This is a genomic window from Streptomyces sp. NPDC033216 (genome assembly GCF_055577115.1).
This window is the reverse complement of record NZ_JBVIQK010000015.1, coordinates 12599-31953: the sequence shown is the minus strand read 5'-3', so window position 1 is coordinate 31953 and position 19355 is coordinate 12599. Positions and strand designations below refer to the sequence as shown.

General features: G+C 68.9%; 16 protein-coding genes and 6 pseudogenes. 14 read left to right on the top strand and 8 right to left on the bottom strand.

Features of this window, described 5'->3' with window-relative positions; all coding sequences use genetic code 11:
• The first annotated feature begins 226 nt into the window (after positions 1-226).
• From ACZ5Y0_RS24875 to ACZ5Y0_RS24860, 4 genes and pseudogenes are all read left to right on the top strand, one after another.
• Positions 227-430 carry a hypothetical protein gene (locus tag ACZ5Y0_RS24875; protein ID WP_469130890.1) on the top strand — a complete coding sequence of 68 codons (204 nt, stop codon included), beginning with the start codon at positions 227-229 and terminating at the stop codon, positions 428-430.
• A 909-nt stretch (positions 431-1339) separates the two neighbouring features.
• Positions 1340-1774: a DUF8189 domain-containing protein gene (locus tag ACZ5Y0_RS24870; protein WP_469130889.1), complete on the top strand. Its 435-nt coding sequence runs from the start codon at positions 1340-1342 to the stop codon at positions 1772-1774.
• 413 nt (positions 1775-2187) lie between these two features.
• Positions 2188-3264, top strand: coding sequence for an RICIN domain-containing protein (locus tag ACZ5Y0_RS24865; protein ID WP_469130888.1), 1077 nt, complete (start codon positions 2188-2190; stop codon positions 3262-3264).
• A gap of 168 nt (positions 3265-3432) precedes the next feature.
• Positions 3433-3579: pseudogene (locus tag ACZ5Y0_RS24860) on the top strand (IS6 family transposase); the annotation flags it as partial.
• A 22-nt stretch (positions 3580-3601) separates the two neighbouring features.
• Here the strand turns inward: ACZ5Y0_RS24860 and ACZ5Y0_RS24855 are convergent.
• Positions 3602-3664: pseudogene (locus tag ACZ5Y0_RS24855) on the bottom strand (hypothetical protein); the annotation flags it as partial.
• Positions 3665-3732: 68 nt separating this feature from the next.
• Between ACZ5Y0_RS24855 and ACZ5Y0_RS24850 the strand changes: the two are divergent.
• Positions 3733-3816, top strand: a pseudogene (locus tag ACZ5Y0_RS24850) (diadenosine tetraphosphate hydrolase); the annotation flags it as partial.
• Positions 3817-4251: 435 nt separating this feature from the next.
• Here the strand turns inward: ACZ5Y0_RS24850 and ACZ5Y0_RS24845 are convergent.
• Positions 4252-5445 (bottom strand): alkane 1-monooxygenase, encoded by a 1194-nt coding sequence (locus ACZ5Y0_RS24845; RefSeq protein WP_469130887.1) that lies wholly within the window; start codon positions 5443-5445, stop codon positions 4252-4254.
• A gap of 570 nt (positions 5446-6015) precedes the next feature.
• Here ACZ5Y0_RS24845 and ACZ5Y0_RS24840 point away from each other — a divergent pair.
• The 3 genes and pseudogenes from ACZ5Y0_RS24840 to ACZ5Y0_RS24830 all read left to right on the top strand — a co-directional run bounded on the left by ACZ5Y0_RS24840 (position 6016) and on the right by ACZ5Y0_RS24830 (position 9297).
• Positions 6016-8051 (top strand): annotated as a pseudogene (locus ACZ5Y0_RS24840) (beta-galactosidase).
• 53 nt (positions 8052-8104) lie between these two features.
• Positions 8105-8422, top strand: coding sequence for a hypothetical protein (locus tag ACZ5Y0_RS24835; RefSeq protein ID WP_469130886.1), 318 nt, complete (start codon positions 8105-8107; stop codon positions 8420-8422).
• Between the two features lie 227 nt (positions 8423-8649).
• Positions 8650-9297: a TetR/AcrR family transcriptional regulator gene (locus tag ACZ5Y0_RS24830; RefSeq protein WP_469130885.1), complete on the top strand. Its 648-nt coding sequence runs from the start codon at positions 8650-8652 to the stop codon at positions 9295-9297.
• Positions 9298-9302: 5 nt separating this feature from the next.
• Here ACZ5Y0_RS24830 and ACZ5Y0_RS24825 read toward each other — a convergent pair whose 3' ends face one another.
• Positions 9303-9872: a helix-turn-helix domain-containing protein gene (locus ACZ5Y0_RS24825; RefSeq protein ID WP_469130884.1), complete on the bottom strand. Its 570-nt coding sequence runs from the start codon at positions 9870-9872 to the stop codon at positions 9303-9305.
• Between the two features lie 318 nt (positions 9873-10190).
• Positions 10191-10796, bottom strand: a complete 606-nt coding sequence (locus tag ACZ5Y0_RS24820; RefSeq protein ID WP_469130883.1) for a TetR/AcrR family transcriptional regulator — start codon at positions 10794-10796, stop codon at positions 10191-10193.
• A 168-nt stretch (positions 10797-10964) separates the two neighbouring features.
• Between ACZ5Y0_RS24820 and ACZ5Y0_RS24815 the strand changes: the two genes are divergently transcribed.
• Together ACZ5Y0_RS24815 and ACZ5Y0_RS24810 are read left to right on the top strand one after the other, a co-directional pair.
• A complete protein-coding gene (locus ACZ5Y0_RS24815) occupies positions 10965-11927 on the top strand; it encodes an alpha/beta hydrolase family protein (RefSeq protein ID WP_469130882.1) in 963 nt (320 codons plus the stop codon).
• A 269-nt stretch (positions 11928-12196) separates the two neighbouring features.
• Positions 12197-12430 (top strand): hypothetical protein, encoded by a 234-nt coding sequence (locus ACZ5Y0_RS24810; protein WP_469130881.1) that lies wholly within the window; start codon positions 12197-12199, stop codon positions 12428-12430.
• A 224-nt stretch (positions 12431-12654) separates the two neighbouring features.
• On the opposite strand, the pseudogene ACZ5Y0_RS24805 reads toward ACZ5Y0_RS24810, so the two are convergent.
• Positions 12655-12812, bottom strand: a pseudogene (locus tag ACZ5Y0_RS24805) (IS6 family transposase); the annotation flags it as partial.
• Positions 12813-12826: 14 nt separating this feature from the next.
• Between ACZ5Y0_RS24805 and ACZ5Y0_RS24800 the strand changes: the two are divergent.
• Positions 12827-13105, top strand: a pseudogene (locus tag ACZ5Y0_RS24800) (alpha/beta hydrolase); the annotation flags it as partial.
• A 77-nt stretch (positions 13106-13182) separates the two neighbouring features.
• Here ACZ5Y0_RS24800 and ACZ5Y0_RS24795 read toward each other — a convergent pair.
• Positions 13183-14247 (bottom strand): alpha/beta hydrolase family protein, encoded by a 1065-nt coding sequence (locus ACZ5Y0_RS24795; protein WP_469130880.1) that lies wholly within the window; start codon positions 14245-14247, stop codon positions 13183-13185.
• 115 nt (positions 14248-14362) lie between these two features.
• On the opposite strand from ACZ5Y0_RS24795, the gene ACZ5Y0_RS24790 reads away from it, so the two are divergent.
• From ACZ5Y0_RS24790 to rsgA, 3 genes are all read left to right on the top strand, one after another.
• Positions 14363-14986: a GNAT family N-acetyltransferase gene (locus ACZ5Y0_RS24790; RefSeq protein ID WP_469130879.1), complete on the top strand. Its 624-nt coding sequence runs from the start codon at positions 14363-14365 to the stop codon at positions 14984-14986.
• Between the two features lie 46 nt (positions 14987-15032).
• Positions 15033-15878 carry a PaaX family transcriptional regulator C-terminal domain-containing protein gene (locus ACZ5Y0_RS24785; RefSeq protein ID WP_469131000.1) on the top strand — a complete coding sequence of 282 codons (846 nt, stop codon included), beginning with the start codon at positions 15033-15035 and terminating at the stop codon, positions 15876-15878.
• Between the two features lie 690 nt (positions 15879-16568).
• Positions 16569-17666 carry a ribosome small subunit-dependent GTPase A gene (rsgA, locus tag ACZ5Y0_RS24780; protein ID WP_469130878.1) on the top strand — a complete coding sequence of 366 codons (1098 nt, stop codon included), beginning with the start codon at positions 16569-16571 and terminating at the stop codon, positions 17664-17666.
• A 198-nt stretch (positions 17667-17864) separates the two neighbouring features.
• Here rsgA and ACZ5Y0_RS24775 read toward each other — a convergent pair whose 3' ends face one another.
• Both ACZ5Y0_RS24775 and ACZ5Y0_RS24770 read right to left on the bottom strand, forming a co-directional pair.
• Complete coding sequence (locus ACZ5Y0_RS24775) at positions 17865-18515, bottom strand: histidine phosphatase family protein (RefSeq protein ID WP_469130877.1); 651 nt, start codon at positions 18513-18515, stop codon at positions 17865-17867.
• A 38-nt stretch (positions 18516-18553) separates the two neighbouring features.
• On the bottom strand, positions 18554-19306 hold the full coding sequence (locus tag ACZ5Y0_RS24770; protein ID WP_469130876.1) for an SDR family NAD(P)-dependent oxidoreductase: 753 nt from the start codon (positions 19304-19306) through the stop codon (positions 18554-18556).
• Between the last annotated feature and the right edge of the window lie 49 nt (positions 19307-19355).

Below are 19355 nucleotides of genomic sequence, written 5' to 3'. Positions count from 1 at the left end.
AGCGAGCTGTCCTCGCCGGCGCGGTCGTGCGGGAGAAGCTGGGCGCCGCCACCGCCGTGCGGGGCCGGGCGTACGACGTCGTCGTGCACCAGCAGGCGGCGGTGCCCGGGCAGCCGCCCGCGCCCGCGGCCGCCGGCCCCCGAGCACAACCCAGGGCTCGGAGGCCGCACGACGGCAGGCGACGGACCTGACGGCGTCGCGGGCCTTGAGGGAGCCCCGTACGGACATGGAAGCCCTCGATCTCACTGCCGAGCGGCTGTGCTCCCTCCAGGACGCGTTCACCAGAGCGGCCGACGACTCCCGCGCCCGCACGGACCGCTACGCCGAACAGGACGATGCCGACGCAGTGCGTCCGGTGCGCCAGGGCGACCAGCAGGCACACCGGCCGCAGGAGCCGGGACCACACCGCGGCCGGGAGGCCGGTCACTGAGTGGACCCGATGGTGCGCACCCGATGCCGGGGTGCGCACCGACGGTGTCCGGCGTCCACTCCACCGTGTGGAGTCCACCGGCAGGGGGTGGACGTCGTTTCGCCGGCCTCGACGTGGCCGCCCACGATGTCCCAGGTGTCGGGAAAGTGGCGTCGGTCAGACCTTTGCTTGTGAGCGAGGGCTTCGCCAGCCCGGTTGAGGATGGCGGCGGGCGACGGTCCATGCCTCGCCCGATGCGGGTTCGGGCACTTCCACGTCTGTCGGCGTTCACTTCACAGTGCACCGGGCGGTACACGTGAACGTGCACCGTGCGCCATGGCCGTGCGGGAGTGTCATGAAGTGGCCTGACTGCCTCGGCTGAGTTCCTTGAGCAACTGTCCTCGGTCGTCAGGGAATCCGTCCGCGAAGAGCGAGTGGGGGAGGAGAGCGCGGTGAGCGTGATCTTGAGGTCCGACTGCTCGATGGACTGCTTGAGCAGGGAATGGGGCGCGTCCGGGTAACGCCTGACCGTCAATGCACCACCTGCGTCCAGCACCTTGTGGTACGTGCGCTCCGTGTCGGCGGTGTCCACGTTGATGTCATGGCCCGCGAGGGTCAGCAGCACGGGCACGCCGCGCAGGGCGCGGAGGTCTTGTGTGGCGTCCGCGGTGTAGTTCCTGGAGACGAAGCCCCAGCGGTCGGCGGGCTCGGCGCCGGGTCGCGACCAGGACCGGCCTGCTCGTCGGCACCTGCGCCCGGTTCGGCTCGGAGAGGAAGCAGGCTATTTCTGCCGGTAGTTCTGCCTGGTCCGCTCCCGCCTGCCCGTGATCGACTTGTCGGGGCGGGCATCGGGGCGCTGGTTCTCCCCCTTCCCCGACACGGTTCTTCCCCGGCACGATCACGCCACTCGGCAGGTAAAGGAGCATGGACATGCGCAGATTCAAGGGTGCCCTCGCGGCGGTCGCGGCTCTGGCCGCCTTGGCGGGCGTGGGGGTCGCGGCGGCGCCGGCGCAGGCGGCGACCTACTGCACCACCAAGGGGCAGAAGTACTTCTGTGAGTACGGCGTCTCGACCACGAAACTCGCCAACGGGACGAAGGAGGAGTTCGTCGTCGGTGCCGATCACGCGGTGTGGACGAACTGGACCTACCCCGACGGCTCCTGGAACGGGTGGGAGTCCCTGGGCGGGTGGGTCAAGAGCCCCGTTGAAGTCGACCCTCAGCAGAAGACCAGTGACTCACTCATCTTCATGTGGGCCATGGGCAAGGACGACAACTACTGGTTCAGGGTTCGCTACCCTAGCGGCTGGTGGACCGCTTGGCGGGTGAGCTGCGCCGTCGAACCGAACGGCCAGTTCTGCCCGTGACCGCCGCGGGCGAGCGGTACCGGCCCTGACGGCATGCAGCCGACGGGGCGCCACCGGCGCCGAGCCGTCCGTCCCCGCTTACCTGAAACCGTTCACGGTGAGAACACCTCACTGACATGGGCGGACACCCGCTGAAGGCGCGGGACGCGGGATGGCCACCGGGTCGTTTCTCACGGCGTTGTCGTTGGTCGTGGCGTTCGTGCTCCACCGCAAAGCCGACGGGCACCCGTTTCGCCGCAGACGTCTGTGGCGCGGTCGACGGAGTGCTCGACAAGACCAGGGCCGGTCCCTGAAGCGGCGTCGCGGCGGTGGCGACCCTTCGACGCGTACGCGAGTGGGTCATCAGCAGGACGTTGAAGCAGAAGTCGAAGATGAGATCGTCGATCTCCCAGTTCACCCCCAGGAGCCTGTAAGTGAAGAAGCCCAAGGTCACTGCCGTGGCGGCCGCCGCATGCGTGAGCGCCCTGCTGGTCGGGGGCCTGGCGCAGCCCGCCCAGGCGGATGGTTCCGTCGACGTGCCCGTGGAGAACTGCAACGCGGCGGACACGGTGGCGCCGGGGTCGTTCGGGAGCGGCACGCTGTCGTGGTGCATCATCGCGGCCAAGCAGAGCGGCGAGCAGAAGAAGTTGGCCCGGGAGGGCTTCGTCAAAGGCCTGCTCGAGATGCTGACGAACCACACCGGCGGCAACTACAACATCATGATCTTCGACATCAAGGGCAAGAACGCCTTCGGGGACCCGTGGTTCGTCAACCACTACACAGAGAATCTCCAGGATGTCGTGTTCCAGGGCGACATCGACTACAACGACGCAACCTCGCGGGAGGACCAGACCTACCGCATCTGGGTGTTCTCCGGCGGCGGCAGCTTCACCAACCAGGGCGACGGCGGCTGGATCAACTGGGGCTTCTACGGCCTGTGGGACCGCAACGGGTCCACCGTGAACTTCCACCCCACGATCGAGCCGGCGGTCCCCGGAGTGCCCAAGGGGGAGACCCCCGGTCCCGGTGACACCCCTCTCATCCCCGGTGTACCCGCCCACCCCGGTCCTCGCCCCGGCTTCCGCGCCGACAGCGCACCCACGACGCCTTCCGGAACCGACCGTCCGCCGGTCGGTGTGCCCGTGCGGCTGAGGACCGCCAACGACCTTGGAGCAGTTGCGACGAACGCCTCGTCCGGCTCGTCGGTGGTCGCGGGCAAGCTGGGTGGCACGAACGGCACATGGACGTTCAAGGACGCGGGTGGCGGGCGCTATGAGATCGTCAACGGTCACGGCCCCGTCCTCACCGGGAACATGAGCACCTACTTCGCCCAGATCGAGACCTGGAAGGCAAGCTCCAACCAGAAGTGGGAGGTCAACCCCCTTGCGGACGGCACCTACCAGATCAGGATCAGCGATCAGGACTGCCTGACCTACCACGAGGACTACAAGAAGCTCGGAGTGTGGACCTGCGACAACTCCGAAGGCCAACGGTGGACCATCGAACGCTGAGCGTCGTGCGATCCTCCGGCGAAACCGCCGGGGGATCGCACGACGGCGGGCCACGACGTTCCGCCGCCCGTGCCCCCGGTCGGGCGTGAACCCATACCGGGATTGGGCCTCTTCCCGCTTGATGCACATGTCGGCAGCCCCTCCCGCACGGCGGGGGAACCTCAGACGAAGAGCACAGGCGCGATACCCACGGTGGTCGCCACGGACAAGCTTCGTTCCCACAGCGCGGCCCACGGCGAGGCGAAGCCCTCCGTCCAGCACCGTTCCCCCAAGGGCCTGAACAACCGGGCGGAGAACAGCCACCAGCCCACCAGGCACGGCGCCAGTGCTCCACCGACCGCACGCTCACCCGCAGATCCTTCGCGATCACCGCGGTCTTCTCACCCTCCGCGAACCCCATGCCGGCCGAAACCCGATCCGCTGGGGAGCGAGGATCGGTCGTTGATCCACGTAATGTAGGTTCCGGCCATGACTGGCGACTGGCGGAAGGATCGGATCGGGACTGCGCTGAGGGGCGAGAACCCGACCGTGATGCGCCGGTTCAGTCTCGGTCCGCAGCACGACGTGCTGCGAGATGCGATCGGCGGCGAACTGGACCGGCCGCGCTCGATGACCTCACGTCGTGGGCCCGGCGACCGTCAGGTCGGCAGGCTCGGTGATCAATGACGTTCAGCCGATGCTCACTTGAGGCGTTTGAGCGGGACGACGTCGAACTGAGGGACACGACAAGCCGGTGGCCGGTGGCGACGAGGTGAACTCCGCCAACACCGACAACGCGATGTTCCGGCTCCACGATGAGTTCGCCGGACGGCTGCCGACGACCGACCGGGCCGCCGGGGAGACCGAGGAGGAGCAGGGGTGGCTGCTCCTCCTCGCGCCGCAACAGGTCCAGGTGCATGAGGTGACTTCCGCACCACGAGTACGCGCCGGCTGGTGTCGGTGCCGTGCATCTCACATGGTGCCGGGATGTGGGCAAGACGCAGGCGGTCAGGCGCTTCTTCCGGTGGAGGTCGCGTCGGACGGCGCCCCACTGCCGTGGGGCGCGCTGAGCCGCCGGCGCATGCGCGGATGGAGGTTCGCCCGGGACAAGTCGCCCTCGTAGTGAGCCGCAAGCCGCGCGTCCATCACCCTGCGCCACAGAGGGGGAAACCACGCCAGCACGATCATCGACGCGTAACCGGAGGGCAGTTCGGGAGCCTCGTCGAAGTGCCGCAGGGTCTGATACCGGCGCAGTGGGTTCGCGTGGTGATCGGAATGGCGTTGCAGCTGGAAGAGGAACAGGTTGCTGACGGTGTTGTTGCTGTTCCAGCTGTGCCGTGGCGCTACCCGCTCGTACCGGCCGTCAGGACGACGCCGTCGGAGCAGGCCGTAGTGCTCGAGGTAGTTGACCGTCTCCAGGAGGCAAAAACCCAGGACGGCTTGGAGCGCGAGGTAAGGCAGGACGCGGAGGCCGAAGCCTGCCGTCAGCAAGGCGAACAGCACGGCGGACATCGCCCAGGCCGTCAATATTTCGTTGTGCCGGCTGAAGACCGGCCGACTTCGCCGACTCAGGCGGCGCTTCTCCAGACGCCAGGCGGAGAGGAAGCTGCCGAACACGGTTCGAGGCAGGAACTGGTAGAAGCTCTCACCCATGCGGCTGCTCGCCGGGTCCTCCGGGGTGGCGACTCGGATGTGATGGCCGTGGTTGTGCTCGACGTAGAAGTGTCCGTACCAGCTCTGGGCGAGCGCCATCCGACTCAGCCGCCGCTCCAACTGCTCGCGCTTGTGGCCCAGTTCGTGTGCTGTGTTGATGGCCACTCCCGCGACCACGCCCGTGGTGGCCGTCAGTCCGAGGCTTTCGATGAGGGACAGCTGACCGTCGGACCACATGCCGCACGCCCAGACCAGGGCGCCGAACTGGAGGGGGAGATAGAGGTAGGTGCACCAGCGGTAGTAACGGTCGGCCTCCAGTTCCGCCATCACCTTCTCGGGAGGATTGGCGCTGTCCCGGCCGGTGAGGTGGTCGAAGACCGGGACGAGCACGAAGGCGAAGAACGGTCCCCACCACCAGAAGGCGCCGAGGTGTGTGACAGAGACGAGGGCGCCGGCTTGGAAGGGCAGGGTGGGGACCGCGCAGGCGAGAAGCCACAGAGGTCGTTTGCGGTCCCGCCAAGGACGGGCACCGTTCGGTGCTGACTCCATCAGGACTCCCTTCGGGGCCTATGGGGAGGTGCGCACTGCTGCCGGTCGGACGTCCGACCGGCAGAATGGTGCGCTGGAGGGGTTCCACGACATTGGCAGGCCGAGACTCTGTTGACAAAGGCGGCGCAATGTAAATGTTCTGACGGACCGTCACTGAAGGGAAGACCGTCCGGGATCAACTGTCGGCGTCCTCAGTCTCACCGAGACGCCTGGCCGCCAGGGGAACGGCGACTTCTCGGTGGCTGATCATGAGGGCATTGCCGGGGCGTGTGGTTCGGCGGCTGGGGCTGATGTCGGCGGGCTCCGGCGCTTCTCAGGGAGGCCGGAGCCCGCCTCGGTGGCATCACCGGGGGTGGGCCGCCTTCCTGCTGCCTCTGGTGATGCTTCAGGACGACCGCCTCTACCCGGTCACCCTCGGCCTGTTCACCTGGCAGTCACAGACCAGCCGGCTGCCCGAACTCCAAACCCTCACCATGGGGGGGCACTGATCTCGGTCGTCCCCATCGTCCTCACCTTCCTCCTCCTCCAGCGCTACAGGCGCGCCGGACTCGCCGCCGGAGCCGTGAAATCGTGACCCACGCCCTGACGGAACTGACCCGCCGACTCGGAGGCATCGCATACGGCGGTGACTACAACCCAGAGCAATGGCCGCAGCGAAGTCTGGCGGGAGGACGTACGACTCATGCACGACGCCGGGGTCAACCTCGTCACCGTCGGCGTCTTCTCCTGGTCCCGCCTTCAGCCGAACCCGGACGCCTACGACTGGAGTCTGCTCGACGAGATCTTGGACCTGCTGTACGAACACGGCATCGCGGTCGACCTCGCCACCTCCACCGCGGCCCCGCCTCCCTGGTTTACGCACCGACACCCTGACGCCCGACCGGTCACCATTTCGGGCACCCGCCTGGCACACGGCGGCCGGCAGGTCTTCTGCCCCAGTCACCCCGCCTACGCCGAGGCAGCCGACGCTCTTGTCGCGCAACTCGCGGCACGCTACGGCCATCACCCCGCGCTTGCCATGTGGCACGTCCACAACGAATGGGGCAACCACAACGCCCTGTGCTACTGCGACGTCAGCGCCGCCGCGTTCCGGTCCTGGCTCCGCGAGCGGTACAAGACGCCGGACCACCTGAACGAGGCGTGGGGGACCGACTTCTGAGGCCAGCGATACAGTGACTGGGAGGAGATCGACACGCCCCGTGACACGACGGCGTTCCGCAACCCCGGTCAAGATCTCGACTACCGGCGCTTCTCCTCCGACGCCCTACTGGCCCGCCACCGGGCCGAGGTGGATCTGCTGCGCCGCTTCGCGCCCGACGTACCCCTCACCACCAACCACTTGGGGACACTGGAGAAGAAGGTCAACGCCCAGGCCTTCGCGGCCGAGTGCGACTTCATCTCCCTGGACCACTACCTCCCCGCCGCCGATCCGAAAGGCCATGTCGACCTCGCGATGAACGCGGACCTGGCCCGCGGCATGGCCGCCGGTCGTCCTTGGATGCTCATGGAGCACTCGACCTCCGCTGTCAACTGGCAACCCGTCAATGTGGCCAAACGACCGGCGGAAATGCGGCGCAACAGCTTGACACACCTGGCTCGAGGCGCGGACGGAATCATGTTCTTCCAGTGGCGGCAGTCCCGGGCCGGCGCAGAGAAATGGCACTCCGCCATGCTTCCGCACGGCGGGACCAGCACCCGCGTCTGGCGCGAAGTGTGCGCGCTCGGCTCGGACCTGGCCAACCTCGGCGACGTGGCGGGAACGCAGGTCGAGGCGGAGACGGCGCTGCTCTTCGACTGGCACAACTGGTGGGCGCTCGAACAGGAGGCCCGCCCGTCCAGCCAGATGCGCTACCTCGACCTGGTGCGCGACTGGTACGAGGCCCTGTGGAACCTGAACATCACCTGCGACCTGGTCGCGCCCGGAACCGACCTCTCGCGCTACAAGGCGGTCCTCGCCCCCAACCTCTACCTCCTGGACGACCAGCATGCCGAAGACCTCACGCGATACGTGCGCGAAGGCGGACACCTGGCGGTCGGCTGCTTCAGCGGAGTAGTGGACGCCTGTGACCGAGTGCACCCGGGCGCGTACCCGGGCGTGCTGCACGAGGTACTCGGACTGCACATCGATGAATACCTGCCGCTACGGACCAAGGAGACAGTCCGCCTGAGTGACGGGACCACGGCCGAGCAGTGGGCCGAGTGGGTCGAACCGAAAGGCTCCGTCCCGATGCTCCACTTCGCGGACACCTCCGAGGGTGGCCCCGCTCGGGGGAGACCTGCCCTCACCCGTCACACCTACGGCAAGGGAACAAGCTGGTACCTGCCTACCCGCGCCTCGGCGGACACCATGCGCGATTTCATGGAACACGTCAGTGACACGGCAGGCGTTCGCCCGGTGGCTGCCGTCCCCGGAAGGGGTGGAAGCACTGCGCCGCACCGGTGCCAACGGGTCCTTCCTCTTTCTCATCAACCACACCGACGTCGTCGTCAAAATGCCTGTCCACGGGACGTGCCTTCTGGACGTGGCAGACGACGGGTCCTGCACGGAGATCCCGGCCGGCGGCGTGGCCGTGGTGCGCGAAGAGAAAGCCCTGCCGCAACCCTGACGCCGCAGACCGGTGCGCGCACTCCGTTCCACGTCCTACCGGGGAAGCCATCCATGCCTGTCCAGACATCACAGCCCCCGCACAGGACTGTGCAGATCGACGACCCCACTGGCACCGTGGTGCTGGGTACGGCGACCTCCTGCTACATCCTGCGTGTCGATACCACGGCCGGCACGGTTCACCACGTCCACTGGCGGACTGCTGATGTAGTAGGCGCCCGGGGCGGCCGTGGCCGAGGGGGCGGCGGTGAGGAGAGCGGCGACGAGCAGCAGCGCCGCTGCAAGTACACATGGCCGGCGGAGTGGTCGTCGTCCGTGAGGCCCCGCGGCCGCCACCACCTGATGTCCCGGCACACCTGCGGCAACCTGTGAGGAACGGTCACGTGACGACCATGCGAGCCCCCTCGGCCCCTCGGTCCGACACCGGCGGACCCCACCGTGTGGGGCTGGCCGAAGCCAGTGGCAGTGTGCTGCTGCGCACCGCCCGCGATGCCTACGAAACTGCAGCGTTCGTGGAGCGTGCCACCGTAGGATCCGCACGCGGTCCTGGCTGCGACGGCACCGGTGCAGGGCCGCCGCAGCACTGACAGACTGCGCGCATGAGCTTGGTCGCTGACTCCGATGAACGTCCGGATCCGCCGCGTGTCGCCTGGCGCCGCCACATGCGCGAGCGCGTGCTGGACGGGGCATGGGCGCTCGCCGCGCAGGAGGGCTGGGACCGGGTCAAGGTGGCAGATCTGGCAGGGCGGGCGGAGGTGTCCAGGCCGTCGATCTACAAGGAATTCGGCGACCGGGCAGGCATCGGCAGGGCACTGGTGGAACGGGAGACCGAACGGTTCCTGCTGGGACTGGCAGCCGTGCTCGACGAGCATCGCGATGACCTCTCCACTGCGATCCGCAAGGGGGTCGCGCACGCGCTCGCCGAGGCATCCGCCAATCCCTTCATCGGCGCGGTGCTCACGGCGGCCCGTGGCGGGACGGACGCGTTGCTCCCCTTCCTGACGAGCCGTCCCGATCCGGTCTTCTCCTCCGCCAGGAGCCTGATGGTCGCCTGGCTGGGGGAGGTGGCGCCGCAGACCGCGGCCAGGCGGCGGGAGGAGGCGGCGGACGTCGTCGTGCGGCTGACCCTCAGCCACATGCTGCTTCCGGCGCTGTCCTCGGACGATGTGCCGGAGAGAGTGACACGCGCTCTGTGTGCCGTTCTGAACATGCCGTACTCCGACGCCGTCAGTCGGGAAACGGCGTAGCCTCGTCATCCTGCCGATGGGCTTGAGACCTGGCGGCGGTACGCGCCGGGCGACATGCCGATGTGCCGTTTGGAGATCACCCCCATGTACTCGGAGTGCGGGAAGCCCAGGCGTTCGGCGATCCGAGGCAGGGGCAGATCGGTCGAGGTGAGCAGAGCGGCGACACGGGCCATCCGTACGCGGACGATCTCGCTGTGAATGGTGCGGCCGAGGACGCTGGTGAAACGGTACTCGAGGGCACGGCGCGACAGGGGTGTGTGGTCGACGACCGATTGCACGGTCAGGGCTTGGTCGGCGTGGTCATGGATGTAGCGCAGTGCCGCTGCGAGCAACGGCTCGTCGACGGCGACGACGTCGGACGACTGCCGGGGCGCGGTCCGCAGTGGCGGAACCCTGCGGACGTCCGCGGTTCGTGGGTGACCGGCCGTCATACCGTCGAGGAGCTCGGCCGCGAGGAATCCCGTGCGCAAGGCGTCGGGCTCAATGCCGGACAGCGGTGGCGAGGTCAAGTTGCAGAACAGCTCCGGAACCCTGGAGCGAGGGTACTGAGACAGTCGACATCTTCGCCCCCGCACCCACCGGAGACGTTGCCACTCTCGACGACCAGCGAGCAGCGATATTCAGCTCTTGGACCGCCCGGCACCCGGGAGATCAAATCTGACGCCCTCATAGCCTCAGTCGCGCTGCGTAGATCCTTGACGCAACTCGTGCCAGAACCCCAGTCACGACAACGGATGTTCCCGACGTTGAGCGGCGTTTCGATGGCACCGTGTTCGATGTTCATGAGATGCGACAGCACCGGCTCGGGAGCGCTGTCACCTGCCGGCGTCTCCGGCGGTTGAGAGGCGACCGCTCAGATCGCGTGGAAGTCGCGGAGGGAGCAGGCCGCGATGTCACTCGTCGGCATCGGGCGCGTGAGGTCGCTGGAGTCCTCGGAGGAGGAGAGCGATCAGGCGTCGGGGGTCGTAGCGGGGGTCGTTGTCGCGTCCGATACAGAGGTTGCCGATGCCGCGCATCAGCTCGTACGGCTGCATGCCGGGCCTGATGTCGCCGGCCTCGACCGCAGCATCGAGCAATTGGGCGCAGACGGGCAGCAGGCGGTCGAGGAAGTAGGCGTGCAGCGCGGCGAAGCGGTCGTTGTCGGACTGCAGGGCGTCGGCGAGTCCGTGCTTGGTGACCAGGAAGTCAACGAAGAGGTCGATCCACCGGCGCAGGGCGTCGAGCGGGGAGTCGGTACTGGCCAGCAGGTTCGGGCCGGCCTCGGCGCACTCCTCGATCTGGTGGCGGTAGACGGCGGTGACAAGATCCGCCCGGGTCGGGAAGTGGCGGTAGATCGTGGCCATCCCGACGCCCGCCCGGGCCGCGATCTGGCGGATCGGCGCGTCGACGCCGGAGGTGACGAACACCTCGGCGGCGGCAGCGAGCACTGTCTGCCGGTTGCGCTGGGCGTCGGCACGCTTTCCTCCGGACGGCGACTGCCCTGCGCTGTCGGTGGCCATCACGTTCTCCTCCTACGCCGATTGACAAAACGGAGCGCTGCTCCGGATACTAAGTGGAGCGGCGCTCCGCTTCAGGTTAGTCGAAGCGGGATGCCCCTGACCACCTTGTCCGTTGTCGGTCGCAGGAGCCCGCCGGGCAGCAGATGCCACCGAAAGGGAACCCACATCGTGAGCACATCCACTATCGCCAGCGCCGACGCCTTTGGCACGCCCGTCCCGGTCCTGTCCTTCAGCCCCGTCGCCCTCTCCGTGCCCGGACGTCCCGTGGAGCTCCAGGTACGCGTCTCCGCACCCGCGACCGGAACCGGTCTTGCCGTCATCCTCCTGTCCCACGGTCAAGGCCCCTCGAACAGCCTCTCCTCGCTCAACGGCTACGCGCCGCTCGTCAACTATTGGGCCGCCCACGGATTCGTGGTCATCCAGCCGACCCACCTCACCTCCAGGACGCTGAGCCACCTGGTCGCCGACGCCCCGGGGGCGCCCTTCTTCTGGCGCTCGCGTTCCGAGGACATGTCGCACATCATCGACCGACTCGACGTGATCGAGAAGGCCGTGCCGCTGCTCTCCGGGCGGATCGACCACACCAAGGTTGCCGTTGCCGGGCACTCGTTCGGCGGCTTCACCTCCAGCCTCCTGCTCGGTGCGCAGGTCACCGACCCCGACGAGGGGGGAGAGGTGAGTCTTCTCGAACCCCGGATCAAGGCGGGCGTACTGCTCGCCGCGCCCGGCAGGGGTGACGTCCTCAACGGACCGATGGCTGACGCACTGCCGGTCTTCCGGACCATCGACTTCTCCACGATGACCACACCCGCGCTGGTCGTCGTCGGCGACAAGGACGACTCCCGGCACTTCACGGACACGGGGCCGGACTGGCACGCCGACCCCTACACCCTCGCACCCGGACCCAAGACTCTGCTCACCCTGTTCGGCGCGGAGCACGGACTAGGCGGGATCGCCGGATACGACGCCGCCGAGACCACCGACGAGAACCCCGAACGAGTCGCCGTCCTCGCCCGGCTCACCGCGGCCTACCTCCGCACCCAGCTGCGTCCCGGTGCCCCCACGTGGCAGGCCGCATGCGAGGCACTGACGACCCACCCCGATCCGATAGGACGGGTCGAATCTAAGTAAGCCCTCCCACGCGGCCACGTCCCCTATCGGACGGTCCACGCCGTCGGACGCATGGGGTCAATCAGAGGATGGTGCTCAACGACGGTGTCCGGACGTCCAGCCGCCACGGTGTGAAGTGCCTCGGCACCAGGGCCCTCCGTCGCAATCGGCTGCCGCGGCACTGCCGAGACTCCTGCACTGCTCGAATCGCAGCCGACCGTGAGCCGGATTGTCGTGAACGTTCGGGGAAAGGCGAGAAGGGGACCAGTCGAAGGGGACAGGAGGACCTCATGCAAGGTGGCATGACGCCGCTGAGGAATCGATACCTCGCTGCGTGCTTCATCGTCGTCATGTACCTGCTGGTTGGCGCCCTGTTGGTCGGCTTGCTCGCTGCGGCGCTCTCGCCCAGCGGCATGTGGTCAGGAGCGGCAGCTCTCATGGGTGGGGCCGTCGGGGCCGGCTTCGGCGTGTGGCGTCTTCGACGGACACCCGAGGATGAACGCGCCGACGACCACATCCACTAGGCACGGGGCCGTCGCTCATCGTGCGCCCGCGTCACACAACTCGTGCCAGAACCGGTACTCGTGGACAGAGCCAACCTGGCACTGACGTACGGTCACACCGCTGCCAAGGCTTGATGTCGTCGTCAGGGGTGAGGTCGTCCCGAATACGTAGGTAGCGCACTGGGTGCCGGTGCCGGCCGTGGTCCACCGCTGTGCCGGCGCGTACCTCGGCGACGACGTTGGGCGGCCCGGTAGTCGTGTGCGGGCATCAGATGGCGGCGGGGCCGGAAGCAGGGCGAGATGCCACTGAACGCGGACAGGATCCGCCGGGCCCCGCCCACCGAGCGGAAGCCCCTCATCGCCCGTTCTCGTTCCTGGTCGTCCGGTGGTTGTTCTCCGCCCGGTACCACCCCGGCGGAACCTGCCACGAAGGTCCACAACAACGTCCCGGTCCTGATGGTGGGTGCTACCGGCGACCCGGCGGCCGGCTATCCGGGTCAGCAGGTCGCGCACCGGGCCCTGGCCGGCTCCCGCCTGGTCACCCTGCGCGGGGCCTTCCGCCACACCGTCTACGCAGGGCTCTTCGCCCCGCAGAACCAGTGCATCGACGACATCGTCAACCGCTACCTGATCGACGGCAAACTGCCCAGCAGGGATAGGACCTGCCCATCGATGCCATCGCCCAGCGGGGGCTGACCTTCCCCCCCCGCTTCTGCCGGGCGTCCCACGTCGTGGAGGGAGGCGAGCGTAGTCTCCGTCACCTTCACGGAGTGTCATGAAGTGGCGTGACTGCCCCGGCTGAGTTCCTTGAGGAACTGACTCTGGCCGTCCAGGAATCCGTCCGCGAAGAGCGAGCGGGGGGAGAACAGCGCGGTGAGCGTGATCTTCAGGTCCGACTGCTCGATGGACTGCTTGAGCAGGGAATGGGTCGCGTCCGGGTAACGCCTGACCGTCAATGCACCGCCTGCGTCCAGCACCTTGTGGTACGTGCGCTCCGTGTCGGCGGTGTCCACGTTGATGTCATGGCCCGCGAGCGTCAGCAGCACGGGCACGCCGCGCAGGGCGCGGAGGTCTTGTGTGGCGTCCGCGGTGTAGTTCCTGGAGACGAAGCCCCAGCGGTCGGCGGTCATGCCGTCCGCGTCGCCGCCCATCGCCCTGACGTACTCCTCGAAGGTCGCGTGGTGTCGCAGCAGTTGGCGGGTGGTGTCGCTCTTGGCGACCTCCGCCTTGGTGCGGGCTGCTGATGCGCCGTCGGCGCGCAGCTCGGCGAGGAGGTTGTAGCGGCCCTGCTGGAGCCAGTTGATCGCGGGCGAGACGGCGATGACGAAGCTCACGGACGTCTTGGCGGCGACTTTCGGCAGGACCCAGCCCGCCTGGCTGGCCCCCCAGAGTCCTATCCGGTCGTCGTCGATATCCGGGCGGGCGCGGGCCCAGGCGATGGCGGCGGCTGCCTCGTCGGCCCGGTCGTCCATGGTCTGGTCGAGCCAGTCGCCGGGCGCGCCCGCGACGCCGGGCTTGTCCCAGGACAGGGAGGCGTACCCGGCCTTGGCGTTTGCCTCCCACATGGGCTTGTAACCGTCGTCGTGGGTGGCGTCGACGGGGCCGTCGCCGTGGACGTACACCACCAGGCCGTGGTGCTTGCGGCCGTCCTTGGGGATGGCCAGTACGCCGCTGAGGGTGTGGCCGCCGTGGCGGATTGTGACCCGCTGCTCGTCCATGTCGTAGGAGTTCTGCCACAGCACCACACCGACGAGACCGACGGCCACGGCCAGGACCGTGACGAGTGACCACACGGCGATGCGGAGCCCGCGCCGTCGGGGCTGGGTCTTCGTACGCATGGGAGGGCCGCCTCTGTTCGGGTGTGGAGCAGGCACCAAAACTATCACTTGAAAAACGGCCGTACGGGGTCTGATAGTTTTTAGGTCTAGGTCTCAAGTGGAGAGGAGGCACGGCATGGGACTGGACGCGACAGGCCCCGGGGCCGGCCCGGTGACGGTGCAGCGGGGCGTTCCGGCTGGAGCCGAGCGGCGGGTGGCCGAGCTGTACTGGGACGCCTTCGGCCGCAAACTCGGTCCCGCCCTGAACCCGGCGGGCAAGGCGGTGCCCTTTATCGCCGCCCACCTGAACACCGATCGAGCGGTCTGCGCACTCCTCGACGGGCAGGTCGTCGGCCTCGCCGGCTACCAACACGGCGGGCGCGCCCTCACCGGGGGATCGGCCTGTGCCGTGCTGCGCGCTTACGGGCACCTGCGTGGGCTGCACCGACTCCTACTCCTCGCCCTGTTCGAGCGTCACCCGGCTCCCGGGCAGCTCGTCATGGACGGCATCGCCGTGGACCCGGACATGCGCGGCCGCGGCGTCGGAAGCCTGCTGATCGAGGAAGTAGCCGCCGTCGCGGCGGAGCAGGACTGCCGGGAGATCAGACTGGACGTCATCGACACCAACCCGCGCGCCCGGGCCTTGTACGAGCGGCGCGGCTTCACGGCCGTACGGACCGAGCACACGCCCTACCTGCGCGGGCTGCTCGGATTCGGCGCGGTGACCACCATGCACCGCCCGGTCGGAACAGAAGGGTGAAAGAACTGTGAGAGCTGACACCGACCACGTCGAGGTCCCCACCCGCATGCTCGTCCACGCGCTGATCCGCGAGGACGGCACCGTCGGCGCGGACGAGCTGTACACCGTCGCCAACACCCTGGGCATGAGCGACCAGCAGGTACGGCTGTGCGTCAAACGCCTCGTGTCCGAAGGGCGATTCACCCACGAAGGCCGAGGCCGCAAGGCGGAACTGCACGCGACCCCAGACACCATGCGTGCCCTCGCCCCCAACGCGGATTTCCTGCGGCACGCATTCCAACAGGACGCCGGGCTCGCGCCCTGGGACGGTGTCTGGCACCTGGCCGCCTTCGCGGTGCCCGAATCGGCGCGCACCGCCCGGGACGCCCTGCGCGAGACGCTCATCCACCTCGGCGGCGCCCCGCTCCAGGGCGGACTGTACGTCTGCGCCAACACATGGGAACCGTACGTCGAAGAAGCGGCCCGCCGCCTCGGCGCCCACGGCGCGCTCACCCTCCTCACCACGACGGACCTGCGTAGGGGCGACACCAGAGAACCTGCCGAACTCGCCCGCCGTCTGTGGCCTCTACAGGAGATCGCCGACCGCTACCACCGCCTCAGCCGCATCACCCAGCCCCGCCTCGCCCGGCTCACCGGCCCTGGCGAACTCTCCCCGGCCGCACTGCTCACCATCGCAATCGAGTTGGCCACCGAACTCACCCGCGCCATGGAGCCCGACCCGCTGCTGGCGCCTCAGCTCCTGCCCCAGCCCTGGCCCGGCACCCAGGCCCGGGAGCTCATCACCCGGTGCTGGGCAGCCCTGCACGAACGCGACCAGGGCGAGTCCCGCCCGGCCCTCTTCCGGCTCTACGCCGATATCACCCGAGAAAAAGCCGCCCGAGCCATGCACTGAAGACGCACCAAGCGGCAGACCGTGCGCGCTGGGCGAAGACACCGCGAGAGCACCCGCCCTTGCGGACACGAGCGGTCCTGGAGTCGTGCCTCGTCCTCGGTGCCATCAGCTGGCTCATGCGGCCTGGGGAAAAGCAGTATCGATACGTCATGTCCAATTGGCCAGTCTGCGGCCGCCGGGGGCCCAGCGGCCGGGGGCTCGACGCGTGGCCGGGCGGGCGCGCCGTAAGAGCGGGGGGCCGGGCCGTCCCCCGGGACGATGGGGGCGGCCAAGGCGATTCCCCATGGCGTCGGCCCGTGCGCGCACGCGGCGGCAGCGCAGGAGATGGCCTTCGCGAACGCGGCTGTCACCGCGGCCGAGTGAAGGCGGATTGCCCCCGCACCTGTCCGGCAACACTCCCGGCCCGGTAGCGCGTTCGCGGTACCGGGGCCGTCCCGCACCCGCCCCGCCTGCAAGCCTGTGGCGGCCTTGCTGACCAAGACCACGCGGCCGGACCGCGAGGCATTGTGCGACCTGTCCGCGTCGGACGCGGTGGCCGGAAACCGCTGACCCACCCCCGCGGGCGGTCCTCGCGGGGTACGCCGGTCTCTCGTGTGCCCGGCGGGCGGGGACTAGACTGCGGGACTGAGCAGCCGGTGCACGCACCCTTCGCCGGTTCCGCTGCCCTCACACCCCTCTGGAGGGGCGAGCGTGACCGCATACACTGCCTCCCATCCGCTCCACCGGTACGGCTGGAACGACGCGTGGGCCACCGACTTCGCCCCTCACGAGGCCGACGGTCTCCGGCCCGGCCGTGTGGTGCGGGTCGACCGCGGGAGCTGCGAGACCGTCACCGCCGCCGAGGACGGGCGGGTGACGACCGTTCGGGCGGGCACAGGGCCCGTGGCCTCCTCCGATCCTCTGCTCACCCCCTGCACCGGGGACTGGGTGGCGCTCGACCCGGACCAGGGGGTCGTCCGGGTGCTGCTGCCGCGGCGCACGGCGTTCGTCCGTGCCGTCTCCTCGCAGCGCTCCGACGGTCAGGTCCTGGTCGCCAACATCGACCAGGTGCTCATCGCCGTCTCGCTCGCCGACGAGCTGGATCTCGGGCGCGTCGAGCGTTTCCTCTCCCTGGCGTGGGGGAGCGGCGGGCAGCCGGTGGTGGTCCTCACGAAGGCCGATCTGGTTCCCGACCCGGTGACGCTGTCCCATCTCGTCGAGGACACGGAGAGGGTGGCCCCCGGAGCACGCGTGCTGTCCGTCAGCGCGGCCACGGGCCAGGGAATGGACGCCCTCGCGGCCCTCGTCGACGGCACCGCGGCTCTCCTCGGCCGGTCCGGTGCCGGCAAGTCCACCCTCGTCAACGCGCTCACGGGAGCGGACGCGCAGCGGGTCGACGCCACGCGTGACAGTGACGGCAAGGGGCGGCACACGACGACGACCCGCGACCTCCTGCCGTTGCCGGGCGGCGGTCTCCTGATCGACACCCCGGGGCTGCGCGGGGTGGGAATGTGGGAGGCAGACAACGGCGTCGCCCAGGCCTTCACCGACGTGGAGTCCCTCGCCCGGGACTGCCGTTTCCCCGACTGCTCGCACCGCGCAGAGCCCGGGTGCGCGGTGTGCGCGGCGGTCGAGGAGGGCGAGTTGTCCGTGCGGCGGCTGGAGAACTACCACAAGCTGCTCCGCGAGAACGAGCGGATCGCCGCCCGGAGCGACGCGCGGCTGAACGCGGAGATCCTGCGGAGCTGGAAGCGGAAGAAGGCGCTGGGCCGCCACATGATGGAACGCAAGCGCGGCCCGCAGCAGTGAATCCGGCCCGCCCGTCGGCGGACCGGGGCGCCGCCGTCCGCTTCCGGGGCGGTCGCCGGCCGGACGGACCGGCTGTCCTCGTACGGCCGAGACGAGGTGCCACTGTGCTTGTACGGCCCCGTCGAGGTGTCGTTTCCGTCATCCGGTCACGTCGAGGTGTCACTGTCCTCGTGCGGCACCGTCGAGGTGCCGCTGTCCTCATGTGGCCGTGTCGAGGTGCCGCGCGTCGTCGAACCGGAGCAGGCGCCACCGTGAGCCGTCGTGGACGAACTCATTGATCGATGTCGCGGCGGGTGTCGAGTCCGTGAACAGCACGGGCGGGACGACGTCCAGCAGCGCGGACATCACCGCGACGATGAACCCGGCGTGGCACACCAGGAGGACCGTTCCGCCCCGGTGGCGGGAGACCAGGTCGTCGACGACACGGCCGGCTCGGGCCCGGAACCGGTTCCAGGTCTCACCGTCGGGGGCGAACGGGCGGTCGGGTTGGGCGGTCATGTCGAACGCCCCGTGCACACGCTGGTATTCGTCGATGGAGAGACCGTCGGCCGCCCCGAAGTCGAGTTCCCGCGCCTCCGTCTCGACGACCGGTGCCCCGAACTCCAGCCCGCTCGCCAGGATTTCGGCGGTCTCGCGGGCTCTGCGCACCGGGCTGGTCAGCAGCGCGTGCGGCCGCGGTGGTTCGGCCGCCAGCCGCGCCGAGAGCCGGGCGGCCTGTTCCCGCCCCTGCTCCGTGAGACCGGGACAGGTGCGGGACCCGGCGATCAGCTTCTTCACGCTGGCATGCGACTGGGCGTGCCGCACCAGCAGTACCCGGGTGGTGGAGTCCTGTTCCTGTTCGTGCGCCATTCGCGTCATGGTTCCTTGGATCGGCCTGCGCGGGCAGGTCAGTGGAGATCCCAGCCGCCGTCGACGGTCAGACTCTGGCCCGTGATGAAACCGGCTCCGGGAGAAGTCAGAAACGCAACGGCCGCGGCCACGTCCTCGGGGCGTCCGTGCCGTTTGATGCATTGCCGGGCGAATTCCCGTTGCCGCCAGGCAGGGTAATCCGGGTGGGACCTCTGCCCGGTACTGAGTTCGATCGGCCCCGGTCTGACGGAATTCACGGTAATGCCGTGCGGGCCGAGTTCGCGGGCCAGGGCGCGAACGAATGCCTCCAGGCCCCCTTTCGCCGCGATGTAGGGGGCGAGCTCCACGCGCCCGATCCGCGTGAGCACCGTGGAAACGGCCACGATCCGGCCGGTTCCGCGCGCCACCAAATGGGGTGTGGCGGCACGGACGCAGGCGATGTGCGCTAGGAGATTGACGTCCACGGCCGAGCGCACGTCGTCCCACGTGGTGTCCTGCCAGGGGGTGTACCTGTACGCCCCGGCGTTGCAGACCAGGACGTCCAGTCTCGGCCCGCAGGAGTCCATGGCCTGTCCGAGACGGTCCACCGTCTCCTCGTGTGTGAGGTCCCCGACGACGGTGGCGACGACCTCCGCGCCGGCCGCTGACGCCTGGTCAGCGGTGTCGGCGAGCCCGGTGTCCCGGGTCAGATGGGTCAGCACCAGGTCGTGGGTGGCGGCCAGCCGTACGGCGATGCCGGCCCCGAGGCCCGATCCCGCCCCCGTGACCACGGCGACGCCCCGAGACGACATCACATTCCCCCTCCGCGACGCGCGCCGATCAGCCCGTCCGATACTGCCA

What these genes read in the sequence shown, in the direction of transcription:
- ACZ5Y0_RS24785 (WP_469131000.1), top strand. Translation starts at nt 15,033, where the DNA reads ATGCTCGTCCACGCGCTGATCCGCGAGGACGGCACCGTCGGCGCGGAC.
- ACZ5Y0_RS24795 (WP_469130880.1), bottom strand. Translation starts at nt 14,247, where the DNA reads ATGCGTACGAAGACCCAGCCCCGACGGCGCGGGCTCCGCATCGCCGTG.
- ACZ5Y0_RS24790 (WP_469130879.1), top strand. Translation starts at nt 14,363, where the DNA reads ATGGGACTGGACGCGACAGGCCCCGGGGCCGGCCCGGTGACGGTGCAG.
- ACZ5Y0_RS24770 (WP_469130876.1), bottom strand. Translation starts at nt 19,306, where the DNA reads ATGTCGTCTCGGGGCGTCGCCGTGGTCACGGGGGCGGGATCGGGCCTC.
- ACZ5Y0_RS24820 (WP_469130883.1), bottom strand. Translation starts at nt 10,796, where the DNA reads ATGGCCACCGACAGCGCAGGGCAGTCGCCGTCCGGAGGAAAGCGTGCC.
- ACZ5Y0_RS24810 (WP_469130881.1), top strand. Translation starts at nt 12,197, where the DNA reads ATGCAAGGTGGCATGACGCCGCTGAGGAATCGATACCTCGCTGCGTGC.
- ACZ5Y0_RS24830 (WP_469130885.1), top strand. Translation starts at nt 8,650, where the DNA reads ATGAGCTTGGTCGCTGACTCCGATGAACGTCCGGATCCGCCGCGTGTC.
- ACZ5Y0_RS24875 (WP_469130890.1), top strand. Translation starts at nt 227, where the DNA reads ATGGAAGCCCTCGATCTCACTGCCGAGCGGCTGTGCTCCCTCCAGGAC.
- ACZ5Y0_RS24870 (WP_469130889.1), top strand. Translation starts at nt 1,340, where the DNA reads ATGCGCAGATTCAAGGGTGCCCTCGCGGCGGTCGCGGCTCTGGCCGCC.
- ACZ5Y0_RS24845 (WP_469130887.1), bottom strand. Translation starts at nt 5,445, where the DNA reads ATGGAGTCAGCACCGAACGGTGCCCGTCCTTGGCGGGACCGCAAACGA.
- ACZ5Y0_RS24835 (WP_469130886.1), top strand. Translation starts at nt 8,105, where the DNA reads ATGCCTGTCCAGACATCACAGCCCCCGCACAGGACTGTGCAGATCGAC.
- ACZ5Y0_RS24775 (WP_469130877.1), bottom strand. Translation starts at nt 18,515, where the DNA reads ATGGCGCACGAACAGGAACAGGACTCCACCACCCGGGTACTGCTGGTG.